Here is a 13,897-nt window from a genome sequence, read left to right as displayed (position 1 = left end):
ATTAGCCCTCGATGACTGCCAGGATGTCACGAGCGGAGAGGATGAGGTACTCCTCACCATCGAACTTAATCTCCGTTCCGCCGTACTTGGAGAACACAACAACGTCACCCTCGGAGATGTCGAGCGGGACACGCTTGCCATCCTCGAAACGGCCAGGGCCAACAGCCTTGACGGTTGCCTGCTGCGGCTTTTCCTTAGCAGAATCCGGAATGACGAGACCGGATGCAGTGGTGGTCTCTGCTTCGTTGATCTGAACGAGAATACGATCCTCAAGCGGCTTAATCTGTGCCACGGTAATCCTCCATGCTTTGTGGTTGAATTTGTGTGGGTTCGTTTCCGGGTGGCCGCCGTCGCGGGTGGACAACCAGATCCAAAAACAACCTCTTTTGGCACTCTACCCCCGAGAGTGCTAGCACTCAAGTCAGGGTGAGTAACACCGGACCGCTGCCGCAGGTCCCGGCAACGGCACACGACGAGCAGCGCCCCACGCAGGACTTCATCTCCTCGCGGCTGAGTCGCCCTGAGTGCTCCAAAAACTCCAACACCGCATCGACGGTGACCGGCTGCAGGCCGCACTCGTGGGCGAGACCCGCCCGCGTCGTGACACCGCTCTTCAGGGCACTGATGACGGACTGAACAGGGGCAGCCATTACAGACCAAACACCTTCAACAGGTTGAACGCGCCCACAGCGAGAAGCCAGGCGAAAACCAGCTGCACGCCGAAGCCGAACATAGTCCACTTCCAGCCAATCTCTCTGCGTTGAGCGGCAAGTGTCGCGACACACGGGGTGTACGCGAGCATGAAGAGCATGAATGCCCAGACGGCTGCAAGCGCATGGCCGTTAGAGGATTCGTCAAAGTCCGCACGAACAGACTTTGCCAGCGAACTCTCCGCCTGCTCCTCGGGATCTTCGTCGGTAACATCCTCCACGGCGTACATCTGCGCCCACGTGGAGATGACAGCTTCCTTGGCCACGAAGCCTGTGATCAGCGGCCCAGATAGGGTCCAGGAACCAAACCCAGCGGGGGCGAAGACCGGAGCGACGGTGCGCGAGACAGCTCCATAGACGGACTCCTCCGGTGGCGGGTTAAGCTCCGTCGTTCCGTTCACTGGGATCGCCATGAGGAGCCACACGACGGTGACGGTGGCGACAATTACGGTAGCGGCATCGTGGAGGAAGCCCTTGAGACGGGTCCACGTCACGGTGCCGGCGAGGCGAGCCGTGGGCAGCTGGTATTCGGGGAGGTCAATAATCAGTGGCTCATCGGGCATCGTGCGCCACAGGGTATGCCGCAGGATGAGACCAGTCAGGGCGATGAGCAGGATCGAAATGACGTACATCGTGAATACCACGAGGCTCGCGTGGTCAGGGAAGAAGATGGTGGCCAACATGAGGAACACGACGAGCCGGGCCGAACACGAGGCAAACGGAATGAGCAGGGAGGTCAAGATCCGTTGGCGAGGGGAACCCAGCACGCGCGTCGCCGAAATTGCCGGCACGTTACAGCCGAAGCCGACAACAATGGGGATGAACGCCTTGCCGGGCAAGCCGATGGCGCGCATGGTGCGGTCCGTCACCACGGCGGCGCGAGCCATATAGCCGGAATCCTCAAGGATGGCGAGGCAGAGGAACATGAGGCCCATGAGCGGAAGGAAGCTGACAACCATGCCAACACCGCCGATGATGCCGTCGACAAGCAAGCCAGTGACGAGCGGATGATCCAAGCCGACCTGTTCCAGGAGCCAACGTGCGCCGTCGGCAACGGGGCCGGTGATAACGCCCTCGGCCCAATCCTGGAGGGGTGCGGCAAGAGTAATGGTGATGTGGAATACCGCGAACATCGCGGCGAGGAACACGATCGGACCACCAACCGGGTGCAGGGCGACGGCGTCGATCTTCTCCGTCAAACCTGGTTCGGTCTCATGCTCGCTAGCCGCCGCAGAGACGAGGCGATCAATGATCTCGAATCGTTCCTCGATGTCCTTTTGCGGCCAGCTCGTTGTCGGACCAATGAGTGCGGCGCGGACGGCGGCCTCGATCTCAGCGAGACCCGTGCGGTGGCGACCATCAACGGGAATAACGGGGAACCCGAGCTCCTTCTCCAGCTGCGCCGCATTGATCTCCGTGCCGTGCTTCTCCGCCAAATCGCACTTGGTCAGGGCGACAAGCAGGTGGAAACCGTGCTCGGCAAGCTGCGTAACCATGTAGAGACTGCGGCCGAGCGCCGTCGCGTCCACTGTGGCAACAACCACGTCGGGACGCTCCTCAAACGGAACATTAAGGAGGAGATCGCGAGTGAGCGCCTCATCTGGGCTCATCGGATCCAATGAGTAGGTGCCAGGAAAATCGATGAGGTCGTAAACGCCGTCGGACAAGGCCCAGGCGCCACGGGACACCTCAATAGAGGTCCCCGGCCAGTTACCTGTACGCACCTTGGACCCAGTCAACGCGTTAAAGAGTGTAGACTTGCCGGAGTTCTGGGCTCCAACAAGAGCCACCGACGGTGACCCCTTGGGAGCAGGAGATGTCTCTGCCGCACAGTGCGCACAGCTAGGTGCCTGCGCTACCGTGGACGCAGATTGGGTTTCAGACATGGTAAATAATCCCTTAGTGTAAAAACGGAAAGACGGCACCGGACCCCACCCCGCACGCCGCCACAGGAAAGAAAATTAGATGAGACCGAGCGAGCGAAGGGTCGCTTTATCCAGCGCGTAACGGCTCTTGCCGACGCTGACCACACGGCCACCGCCGGAGGTCTTGCCACCAAGCTGAACGTCAACGTTGCGACGCAGACCGAGTTCAGCAAGGCGCCGTGAAACCTCGGGGCGGGTAGGCATCGAAGTGATCGCTGTCATGGTCAACTTCCTTTCAAAAGCTGGCTCCAGTGATAGTTATCCTGGACTAGGTATTTGCTAGGCAAGTCTCACCTTACTAGGCGAGTTTAAAATATCCTAAGCCTGGGGCTGTGAGTTTTTTCACAAAAGCGACACGCCGGTACTTTGGGTCCACAAACTAGGGGGTGAACCTCGGATAGAGTTGTTGCTACACTACAGGTCAACTCAAATTTGATGGGAGAATCGCCCATGCACCAGAGATCCGCTTTACTCCTCGTATGCGTCTCCACTCTTGTGCCTTTAACTTTCACTCAGCCAGTCGCCCTCGCCGAGCCGGCCCCCGCAACCGCGAACCAGGTCCAGCCGCAGGGACTCCACCTCTTGTACTCCGATACCGATGTCCTCACCGGGCAGAAAGCCGGGTACTCACTGCAGTACGTCGGCGCCGATGGGGAGCGAGCAGACAGGATCCACGGCAACGTAACCGTCACCATTGACGGGGCGAAGACCGCCTACACCGCCCGTTTCAACCACGGATTTGCCATCTTCAAGAGCATCACGTGGGACACGCCATCTACCGAGGCGCACACACTCGAGTTCACGGCGACCGCCGACGATGGCACCGTCCTCGGCACAGCACAAGCCAGCACCCGCGTGCAGCAGGCACCGCCGCCGGAGCCGGAGCCGGATGCGTCGACAAGCTCACTGCTGTCGTCTGGAATCAGCCTGACACCCGGCAACCCCGACCCCTCGACTGTCTCTGAAAACACAAAGTACTACATGGAATATGCCAGGGAGCTGGAGAAGCAGCTCGAAAAACTTGGCAAGTAAAGAAAGGTTTCCACAATGAAGAAGATCACCCGCACCCTCGCCCCCGTTCTCGCTCTTGGTCTGGCGCTCCAGGCACTGCCCGCCTCCGCCGCCATTGCAGATATCCACGACAACCCGATCACGGGCGTACAGAAAGATGCTGTATCTAACAACAAGGTTGTCGGCGTAGAAAAGGACGCCGTCAAGGTCAATGGAATCGAGAACGCAACCGTCGCAGAAGGAGCCATTAAGGGCATCGAAAAAGACGGCATCAAGGCCAACGGCATCGAAAACGCCAACATTCACGAGGGTGCCTTCAAGGGCATCGAAAAGGATGGGGTCAACGCCCTCGTTGGTGCACCCGGCATGGTGAACGTTAACGACGGTGCACTGCGGGTCGTCGTCGCAGACGTCCTCGGTTCCTCAAAGCTCTCCGAGAACCCCGGCGTCACCGCTGGCTTCTCGATTGCCGCCGTCGGTGCGCTCCTCGGCGGCATCGCAGCACTCGTCAGCGCGATGGGTCTAACACCCGCGATTCAGGCCGCCCTCGGTCTGTAACCCAGCTAATAAACCGGCTGGCACATAATCCCCAGTGGGCGATGAGCACCACGGGGATGCTGAGCGCCACCACGTCGAGCCAATGCGAACCGCTGACGAGCGCGACCTGGTGGCCACCCATGCTGACGGTTCCCGGCGGGAACGTGCATGACCACCACGCAGGTGAGTAGGCAACCCACCGGGCAGCATTGGGGTAGAAGATTGTCATAGCGTAGATCGCCAGGGGGATGGCGATGACGAGGGCAACCCGCCCATACAGGATGGAAAAAGGACCGGGGTAAAGAATCTGCATGGCGGTGGTCGACTGGCCAACGACGCCAAGCGGCACCCACGCCGTCGCAGACTTGGCACCCGTGAAATCCACCTTGCCGTGCCATGCAGCCCAATACACACGGGCAAACGTGGGAACAGCAGTAAACAGGGACATACAGAACAACACCGTGCCCATGACGTGGTACGTGCTGCCGTAGTCGCGAGCGAGCCAACCGGCGACCGACGCGGAGATCATCGGCCCCACAAGCGGCAAGCCCCACGTGAACTTGGGATCGCCATGGAAACGCGTGAGCTGAATCCCCCACGTGATCACGGTTACGGGTCCACCGATCCAAAAGCCGATAAGCCGGAAGAGATTGTTGCCGGTGATCCCGGATAGCGCCGCGCCGAGGGCCAGGATGCCGATGAAGTACATCGACCACTCGGCCATAGTTGTGCGTCGAAAACTAGGCTCGCGGAAGCGGGCGAAGCCGACAGTAAGCTCCGCGAGAATGACGCAGGCTATGGCGACAAAGATGCCGGCGAGAAATAGCAGGTGCTCCTCGACGAGGAGGCGGGCCACAATGGATGTCCCCATGAGGCTTCCGCCCCAGGCTGGGCCGGGCGGAGGGAGTTGGCGGAATTTCTCAGTCACGAACGATCATAGTACCCGCAGTGTGGCCATAATCACTACATTCTTGCCCGGTTCCGGGCAGCTACTGGGTCTCAGGAAGGTTGAGGGCAGCCGCGCGCCACAGGGCGTAATCCTCCGGCTCGTCCTCCATGTAGTTCTTGACGGCGCGGATGCCGTCGTCGACAAGCGCAATCTGGGCGAAGGAAATGTCTTCCCCCTCCGGGCCAACGAAAATAACAGGGCCGATGACGGCGGTGGTCGGATCAGTAAAGAAAGCGGAGTTGCCCGTAGCGGCTTCGTTCTTCGCCATCGATGCCACGGCGTTCGGTTCCACACCGTCCCCTTGCTCGTGCGTCATGTGCAATGCAGCGAGTGTCGCATTCTCGCGCTGCTGGAAGGCTACAGCCACGCGATCCTCCGCAGTGCCACCGATGTATTCGGCGGCGTTGTCAATATCAAACTCGATGGCCTTTGCCGTCAGATCAGGTTGAACTAGGTATCCACGTGTCATGGTGTGCTCCCCATCTTTCTATCTAAACCGCTACTAAGGGTATTGGCTTTGCACCCCGAAAGCACCAGATGAAAGCTAACCGTCACCATTAATTCACCGTCGGTTAACCCCATGGGCTCATTTCTCCCCCCGAAAATACCCCTCCCAATACACTGGAGGGCATGGCAGCTACCCCGAAGATCCCGACTATGTCCATCAAGCTCAAGGACTCTACCGCGCCCTACGTGCTCGCCATGGACGTTGGATCCACGGCCTCCCGCGGAGGGCTCTACGACGCCACCGGGTGCCCCGTCAAAGGCTCCAAACAGCGCATCGCCCACGAGTTCACCACCGGGCACGACGGACGCAGCACCATCGATGCCGACCAGGTCGCCGATGAGTGCCGGGAGATCGTCACCGCCATCGTCGCCTTCGCAGAGGACAAAGGCCTGCAGATCTCCGGGGTGTGTTTCGATTCGTTTGCGTCGAGCCTCCTCCTCGTCGACAAGCAAAAACGAGCACTGACACCGTGCGCAACGTATGCGGACTCCCGGTGCGCAGCCTACGTCGCGGAGCTCAAACAGAAGACCGATGTGGGGGCATACCACCAGCGCACCGGCGTGCGCGTTCACACCAGCTACCACCCCGCGCGATTCCTATGGATACAAGACCAATTCCCCGACCTGTGGGAGAAGACCTGGCGCGTCATGACCATCGGCGAGTACGTCTACCTGAAACTCGCCGGAATCGAAGGCCTCGCCACCTCCACCGGCGCGTGGAGCGGCATCGTCAACGCCCACACCGGCGAGCTCGACACGGAGATCCTTTCAGCGTGCAACGTGCCGGCCTCCCTGATTTCGCCCCTCCACCTCCCCACCGAACCCGCGTTCCCCACCTCGCTCGACTGGCCCGCCCTCGACGCCATCCCCTGGTTCCATGGCATTCCCGACGGCTGGCCATCCAACGTCGGCCCGGGAGCCACCGATGCCTCCACCATCGCGGTGGCGGCGGCGACGTCGGGAGCCATGCGCGTCTTGCTGCCCCAGGCACCCGAGCACATCCCCGAGGGGCTGTGGTGTTATCGCGTCTCGAGCGACCAGGTCATCCTCGGCGGGGCGCTCAACGATGTGGGTCGCGCGATCAGCTGGCTGGAACGCACCGTTGTAGCGCTCCCCCACGAGGACATCGAGGAAACACTGGCGGGCGCACCGTCGGACCACGCGCCCGAGGTGCTGCCGTTCTTCTCCGGGGAACGGGCGACGGGGTGGGCCTCGGGAGCAAAGGCATCGCTGGTGGGAATCACCGACGACACCACACCGCTGGGGCTGTGGCGGGGAATCATCGAAGGCATCGCGGTATCCTACGGTCGCATCTACGACGAGCTGGACGAGGCCGGTGCCCAGCCCGAGAGGGTGATCGCCTCGGGGCGCGTGACTACCGACCACCCGGCGTGGCTCCACATTCTCGCGGACACGCTGCGCTGCGACGTGGTGCCCCTAGCCATGAAGCGGGCGACGCTGCGTGGCACCGCGCTTATCGCCTTGAATATCATCGCCCCGGGTGTCGATCGGGCCGTGCCACCGTTTGGGGAGCGCATCTGCCCCACTGAGGCGAACGCCGAGTACTACCGGGAGCTGCGGGCGAATTTTGAGGCCTTATACAAGGCTCTAGTGAAATAAAAAAGCGCCACCCGGAGGTGGCGCCATGCGGTGGTGGGACCAGTTACCACCGCGAGGTGAGGGAGGCACGCCGTGTGGCGCGCCTCCCTATTTATTACTCGGATTCAGTTGTGTCGGTTTCCTCGGTGTATTCGGATTCCTCCGCGTACTCCGTGTCCTCCTGAGCCTCAGTCTCGGCATCGCTGGCAGCGCGGTTAGCGGTGCCGCCGGTCTTCGGCTTGCCATTCTGGTCGAGCTCGGTGGTCTTCTCACCCGTCTGGGTCTTGTTGCCGTCGGAGGAGAAGATGTTGCCGGTCTCGTCGGTCTCGATGGCGCTGAAGTCCCAGCCCTTGCCGGAGGTGCACTTGGACAGGTAGTAAGCACCAACCAAGCCGGCCGCAGCGGTCAGGCCGAGGATGGTGAGGATACCGCCGGCGTTGACCTTGATGCCCGAGTTAGCGAACTGGGCGTTGAGGTCCTTGATGAACTGTGGCTGCTCACCGGGGTTGGCCGGGCGCAGCGCATCCAGCTGCTGCTTGACACTCTCCGGGAGGGGCAGCTCGATCTGGGTGAGCAGACCGATGATACCCAGCGGGATGAGGTAGAGCAGCGGGTTGGTGTACCAGTCATCGTTGTCCTCGAAGCATCGCTGTATAGAGAACGTAGTCTCCTTCGCGATGGAGGCAACCTTCGGCGTGACCGTGACCTTGGAGGCCTGCTTGGAGCCATCCTTGAAGGTGACGTTCACGGGGATGTCCTGGCCGACACCGGTGACGGCATTTTCAGGAACAGTGACTTCAACCTCACCAGTGGTCTGGTCGACGACCTTTACGGTCCAGCCGGCCGGAACCTTGGACTGATCAACCTGGAAGGTGGTGCCCTCCGGAATCTCGTTCATCTCGATACCGGGGGTCTCAACCAGGTCGATGTACGGCTTGCTCTTCACCGTGGTGCCACGGTCAGGAACCAGCGACGGGTAGGTGACCTTGCTGGAGTCAGCGGTGGTGTATTCCGTGACGTTGCCCTCGGCCGTGATGGTTTCACTCGTGCCATCGGGGTAGGTCACAACGACGTCGATCATCTTCTTGCCGGGTGTCTCATTGGCACCAGGCTCGTAGGTGATCTCACCGGTGTTCGGATTGACATACACTCCGTCGGGGTTACCTTCGCCCGGGGCGTAAGTAGTGCCGGACGGAATGGTCTTGCCGTTGGCATCCTTCGGAGCATCGAAAGTGACCTTGCCGCCCTGTTGAACGTCCTTATCCTTGTAGATCGGCTGGTACTCGTTACTCTGGGATTCCGTCACCGTCACCTTGGCAACCGCGGTGTCCTCAGAACCATCCTTGGTGTAGTGAATCTTCACCAGGATGTCCTGGGTGTACGGCTTCACGTTCGTGGCATCCACCGAAATGGAGCCGTCTTCGTTCAGCGATGCACCCTGCGGCAGGCTGCTGATGACCTCGAAAGTAGCGTCAACGTCCTTGAGGGCTGCCGGGCGCTCTATGGTGCCGGTCTTGCCCTGGCGGAGTGTCAGCGAATCGTACTGCGGGTCAAGCTTATCGGCGAGTTTGCCATCGACAGTGACCGTGGTCTTTGCGGTACCCGTCGTACCGTCGGGGTAGGTGACCTTGACGGTAATTTCGTGGGTTCCAGGAACGGCATCCTTGCCATCGATGTCGAGGGAGCCGTCAGGGTTAACAACAACCCAATCCGGGGTGGTGCCGTCCTTCTCGAACTTGCTGCCGTCGGGCAGCTCGTTGCCGTTCTTATCCTTCGGCGGGTTGACGTGGACATCTTCACCAGGCGTGACCGTGTCGATGTCATCGTACTTCGGGTCGCCGTGCTTGGAGTAGTCGCTTTCAACAACCTTGGCCTGAGCGGTGATCTCCAGCTCGGAATCATCGCGGAAGTGGACGATAACCGGAACGTCGTATGTCTTGACCTCCTGGTTGGCGCCAGGCGAGAAGGTGACAGCGCCGGTCACCGGATCAACCGTGATCCAGTCCGACTCCTCCCTCAGCGTGTAGTAGGTACCACTGGGCAGGTCACCCTGTACGGTCGGGTCGATCGTCTCAGACTTTGTCTGGGCAACCTCGGCAACCTTCTCGTAGTTGATCTTGCCGTCGAAGCGGTCAGCGTAGTTTCCAGTGACCTCGATCTCCTGGGTGACGACCTCGGAGGGACCACTGGGGTAAATGACCTCTACCCGCTGCTTGTACACCTTCGGCGCCACGTCCTTACCAGGGCTGACGAAGACCTGTCCAGACTTTTCACCGATCGTAACCCACGCGGGGGCGTCGACAAGCTTGAAGGTCGAGCCGGCGGGAACGTCCGTCGGCTCTTTGCCAAGCTTGCTGTCGCCGGCGGCAACCGTGATACGCTCGTAGGCGGGGTTGAACTCGTCCTTGTAAGACTTGGTCACCTTGACCGCGGCATCGAGATCATCAGTGGTGCCATCCGGGTAGTGTGCCTTCACCTGAATGGTGTAATCCTTCAGAGGCGCGTCGGCCGGAACGGTGCCGGTGATGGTGCCATCGGGGTTGACGGTAGCCCAACTGGGGCCGCCTTCCTTGGTGAAGGTGGTGCCCTCCGGCAGTACCTTGCCCTCGGTGTCCCTCGGGGTATCGATATTCAGAGTGTCACCCTGGCGAGCCGTGGTGTCCGCATACTTCGGATCGAAGCTGCCCTTGTCCGTGGCCTGGACGGTCACTACCGCGTTGACGATGCGGAAGGACTTGTCTACGTCGTAGGTAACGCGGATCGGGATCTGGTACTCCTTAGGCGTTACCTCAAAACCGGGAGCGTAGTAGAGGGTGCCCGATTCCTTGTCCAGCTTGACCCACTCGGGAAGCTCGGCAACACTTTCGTAGCTGGCCTCGTCGGACGACTTAGCCGTGGCGGATTCAGTCTCGCCCTGCTTCACTGTCTTGGGCTCGTACTCGGTAACACCGTTCTTCTCATCCTCGGCTGCGCGGGTATCGCCAACCTGGATGGTGGCAACGGCGTTGGCCTTGGTGCCATCCGGGTAGGTAACCGTCACCGGCACCTCGTAGGAGCCGTTGGAAACAGAACCACCAGGAGCAACCGTGATGGAGCCGTCCTCGTTGAGGGTGGCCCACTCAGGCGTGGTGCCGACGCGTTCGAAGGTCGTGCCCTCTGGCAGCGCCTCACCCTCTGTCGTCTTCGGGCGATCAACCTTCGCGGTCCCGCCGGGCTTGACGCTGACGGAATTGTACTGTGGCGTGCCGTAGGTGGTGACATCGGAAGCAACAACCTTCACCTTGGCCGAAAGAGCCTTGGTGGACTTATCCGGGAAGGTTACCGTGACGGGGATCTCGTAGCTGTCAGCGGCCGTGTTGTTGGTGGGCTTAGCGGTGATCTCGCCGGTCTTACCGTCGATGGTCAACCAGTCATACTGGTTGTCCAGGGTGAACAGCGTGTTGGCGGGAAGCTCACCCTTGGTCACCTGAGGAGCAGGAACCTTAGCTTCCTTCTCCTGGCGAACCGTAACCTCATCGCCATAAGCAAGCTCGACGGAGTCTGCGTTGTTGGCGGTGACGGTGATCTTCTGGGCGACCTCCTTGGTTTCCTTGGTGCCATCCGAGTAGGTGACCTGAATCTTCTGGGAGTATTCGCCAGGCTTGACGTCTACCGGCGGCTGGGCGGTGACCTGACCATTGTCAGGATCAACGCTTGTCCATCCAAGTGGATCAATGAGCTCGTAGGTGGCATCCGCAGGGGCGTTCTCTGGGAGCTCGCCGTAGACCTTCGCTCCACCGGCGACCGCTTCCATATCCTTGTAGTAGGGATCGAACTTTTTGTCGTAGGAATCGACCACCTTAACGGTGGTCTTCGCCTCACCCGTGGAGCCATCGGGGAAGGTGACCTTCACCGTGACGGGGTAATCACCAACCTTCTGGTGAACGGGAACGACAGCTTTGATCACACCGGTGGTGGGATCAACAGTGATCCATTCTTCACCGGAGACCTTTTCAAAGGAGCTCTTCTCAGGCAGCGCCTGCTTGGTGGCGGCGTCCACCGGGGCGGGGATGAAGCCCGTCTTGCCCTGGCGCAGTTCCAGACCCTCATACTCGGGGGTGTAGGTGTGCGTGTCGGACGGGGTGACCTCGACCGGCAGGCGGTAATCGCGGGTGGAACCATCCGGGAAGGAAGCGGTGACGTTGAAGAGCCGCTCGCCTACCTTCTCATCCGGGCCCGGCTTGTAGGTGACAATGCCGTTCTCGTCGACGGAGACCCAATCCGGGGTGCCCTCGGCGAGCTTGAATTTCGTGCGAGCCGGGAAGTCCTTATCCGCCTTAGCAGTCTTGGTGGTGCCCTGCTGGACAACAACCTTGGGGTACTCGGCGTTCGTCTCGGTAGCCTGGGAAGGATCGACGACGAACTTGACGCGGTCCAGGTGGGTGAACGTGCGCTCGCCGTCCTTGACGGTGTAACGAACAATCACGTTGTACTCGCCGGCGGCGGCCGGGAGACCGGTGAGCTCGCCCTTCTCGTTGACGGTCAGACCTTCGGCGCCGTTGACGATGTAGTTGGAGATCTCAGCTCCCTCGGGAAGGCCCTCGGTTGCGAGCTTGTGGGTGTATGGCACGCGCGACTTACCCTTGGGCAGGGGCGTATCGGTAATGGTGAAGGGGATCTCCTTGGGGAAGGTCTGCTCGACCTTGCCGCCCTTCATCTGCTTGGCCTTGATCGTGGCTACAGTGGTGCCAGCCTTGGTCGGGATACCGGTGATCTCGCCCGTCTTCCGGTCGATGCTCAGGCCCTCGGGGAGGCCCTCGGCCTCGTACTCCATCGTGCGACCATCGGCAGCTTCCTGCTTGTAGTGGCCGGTGTAGGGATCACCCACGGAGCCGTAAGGGTTGGCCTGATCGTTGCGGGTGGCGAGGAACGAGTCGGCCTGCACCAGCGTGCGACCGGCGTAGAGGCTCGCGGTGTAGGTCTCGGCGGTGCCGATGGTATCCGGAACCGTCAGCGGGCAAGTATTGGCCGGAATGTTGCCCAGGCTATCGGAGGAAACCTTGCACTCGCCTACCCTGTTCCCGGCGGAATCGGTCCACACAACGTTGTACTCGTAATCCGGGATGAGATCCGTTGCCCGCACCGTGGCAGTATCGCCCACCGTGGCGGGGTTGGTGGTCACGTTGTACGGAGTGACATCGAACGTGTTGGAACGCGCCTGCAAAATGAAGTGGGCGCCATCGGAACGGTTAACCACGTTGGTGCCACGGCCAGTGCCAACACCATCAAACAACGGAGTCTGCCACGAACCCATGTTCACGTTGGCAGACAACACGCCCGTCTCCAGGTCACCGATGACCGGGTAGACGTACATGTACTGCTGGTTGATGTGCTTGGAATTCACACCGCCAATAGCCCAAGAACCTGCGCCGTACTCGGCGAGCTGGTGGTGACGGTTACCGGTGACAATGCCGTTGTAGCTGGCGCGGTCGCCGTAAATGCCACGGAACTGTAGCTTGTAGTTGCCGTCCTTGTCTGTCTTGGTCACCACGGTCTCGGCGATCGCCGAACCTTCACCGTGAATTTTCTCGTAATCCTCAACAATCTGGCGCTGAGCGGCACGGAATTCCTCCACCGGCGCGTTCTTGTGTTCCTTCTTCCACGCATCAAAGAGGAGCGTGACCTCATCGTTGACGTAGGAGCCCACGACGGTGACGTTCTTAGCGCGCATATCTCCAATAGGCCCGTCAACCTCGCTCAACGAGTCGGTTCCACCGGCAGCGTCCCATGTGTTCCACCAGATGAGGCCCTCGACATAGCCACTGCCCTCACCCTTGGGGGCTTCCTGCCACTGATCCTTAGGCTTTTGCAGCCAGGAGAGATCATCCTGGTTGGGGTACTCGTGCAGAGCGATCATCCAGTTGATGACGTGCTTCCTGGCAGCGTTCCACGAGGCCAGGTTACGGAACGTAGACGTTCCTACGGGATAGGACTCCTGGTAGGCCACCGTGTAGTGCTTGCCATCAACATCCAGCTCATCGCGGGAGGTGAACACCACGAGCTTCTCACGAGCGTTGGCATCGAAGGTATGGGAAATGCCCTGCGCGTCCGTGTACGGCTTGAGGTAGATGGAGTAGCGACCATCCCGCGAATCGGAGTTGGTCAGCTTACGTGATACGTCGTAGTAGGTGGGCGAGACGGTGCCGTCCTCGTCGATCCAGTAGGCGTACACCTTAATGCCGTTGGGCTTTTCATCGTCATTGTTGTAACGGCGGACAGTCCCCTCGCGGTCGATGTAAATATCACCGTTGACGGTGTACTCATCACCCCAGGCGTGGCCCGGGGAGTGAATGGCGTTCTTAATGGGGGTATCGACCGGGACGTTGCCACGATCCTGTGCCTGTGCAACTGCTGCCACCGGCGCTGAAGCCTGAACCGCAACGACACCCGTTGCGGCCATAGCGGTGGAAACGACGATCGCTGTTGCGGAGCGGGAGAATCGACGTACGAAGTCGGTTGCTCCGATGCCGCTCATTGCTCGGGAGATGCGCCCTGGCATCCGACCCGAAGCTAAACGGGTGTTGTTCATTTTTCCTCCGGAAAATTTGGTCCTGAAAATTCCTGTTGAGACAACTCCTGAGGGAGCCTGATTCCCAATAGGTAATATTCTTACCCTTTTC

Annotated in this window: 10 protein-coding genes; 3 read left to right on the top strand and 7 right to left on the bottom strand. The window is 60.4% G+C overall.

Annotated elements, in window-relative coordinates:
* Nucleotide 1 precedes the first annotated feature (1 nt).
* The 4 genes from groES to CGLUCO_RS02680 form a co-directional block, all read right to left on the bottom strand.
* Nucleotides 2-298: a co-chaperone GroES gene (gene groES / locus CGLUCO_RS02695; RefSeq protein WP_196793962.1), complete on the bottom strand. Its 297-nt coding sequence runs from the start codon at nucleotides 296-298 to the stop codon at nucleotides 2-4.
* A 118-nt stretch (nucleotides 299-416) separates the two neighbouring features.
* Nucleotides 417-650 carry a cyclin family protein gene (locus tag CGLUCO_RS02690; RefSeq protein ID WP_005394928.1) on the bottom strand — a complete coding sequence of 78 codons (234 nt, stop codon included), beginning with the start codon at nucleotides 648-650 and terminating at the stop codon, nucleotides 417-419.
* Entirely contained in the window at nucleotides 650-2,596 is a 1,947-nt protein-coding gene (gene feoB / locus CGLUCO_RS02685; protein ID WP_260322370.1) for a ferrous iron transport protein B, read from the bottom strand. The genes CGLUCO_RS02690 and feoB overlap by 1 nt, the downstream gene beginning before the upstream one ends.
* Before the next feature lie 75 nt (nucleotides 2,597-2,671).
* Nucleotides 2,672-2,857 (bottom strand): FeoA domain-containing protein, encoded by a 186-nt coding sequence (locus CGLUCO_RS02680; RefSeq protein WP_005390427.1) that lies wholly within the window; start codon nucleotides 2,855-2,857, stop codon nucleotides 2,672-2,674.
* A gap of 228 nt (nucleotides 2,858-3,085) precedes the next feature.
* On the opposite strand from CGLUCO_RS02680, the gene CGLUCO_RS02675 reads away from it, so the two are divergent.
* Together CGLUCO_RS02675 and CGLUCO_RS02670 are read left to right on the top strand one after the other, a co-directional pair.
* On the top strand, nucleotides 3,086-3,667 hold the full coding sequence (locus CGLUCO_RS02675) for a hypothetical protein (protein WP_084036640.1): 582 nt from the start codon (nucleotides 3,086-3,088) through the stop codon (nucleotides 3,665-3,667).
* Nucleotides 3,668-3,682: 15 nt separating this feature from the next.
* On the top strand, nucleotides 3,683-4,204 hold the full coding sequence (locus CGLUCO_RS02670; RefSeq protein ID WP_005390430.1) for a hypothetical protein: 522 nt from the start codon (nucleotides 3,683-3,685) through the stop codon (nucleotides 4,202-4,204).
* Here CGLUCO_RS02670 and CGLUCO_RS02665 read toward each other — a convergent pair.
* On the bottom strand, nucleotides 4,155-5,111 hold the full coding sequence (locus CGLUCO_RS02665) for a TDT family transporter (protein WP_081446530.1): 957 nt from the start codon (nucleotides 5,109-5,111) through the stop codon (nucleotides 4,155-4,157). The genes CGLUCO_RS02670 and CGLUCO_RS02665 overlap by 50 nt on opposite strands.
* Nucleotides 5,112-5,172: 61 nt before the next feature.
* Entirely contained in the window at nucleotides 5,173-5,601 is a 429-nt protein-coding gene (locus tag CGLUCO_RS02660; RefSeq protein WP_005390432.1) for a hypothetical protein, read from the bottom strand.
* A gap of 161 nt (nucleotides 5,602-5,762) precedes the next feature.
* On the opposite strand from CGLUCO_RS02660, the gene CGLUCO_RS02655 reads away from it, so the two are divergent.
* Complete coding sequence (locus CGLUCO_RS02655) at nucleotides 5,763-7,259, top strand: gluconokinase (RefSeq protein ID WP_005390433.1); 1,497 nt, start codon at nucleotides 5,763-5,765, stop codon at nucleotides 7,257-7,259.
* A 94-nt stretch (nucleotides 7,260-7,353) separates the two neighbouring features.
* Here CGLUCO_RS02655 and CGLUCO_RS02650 read toward each other — a convergent pair whose 3' ends face one another.
* The gene (locus CGLUCO_RS02650) at nucleotides 7,354-13,806 is read right to left on the bottom strand and encodes a Rib/alpha-like domain-containing protein (protein WP_232621893.1); all 6,453 of its coding nucleotides are present in this window, start codon (nucleotides 13,804-13,806) and stop codon (nucleotides 7,354-7,356) included.
* Between the last annotated feature and the right edge of the window lie 91 nt (nucleotides 13,807-13,897).

The organism is Corynebacterium glucuronolyticum DSM 44120, assembly GCF_030440595.1.
GTDB classification, from domain to species: domain Bacteria; phylum Actinomycetota; class Actinomycetes; order Mycobacteriales; family Mycobacteriaceae; genus Corynebacterium; species Corynebacterium glucuronolyticum.
This window is presented reverse-complemented; position numbering and strand designations above follow the sequence as displayed.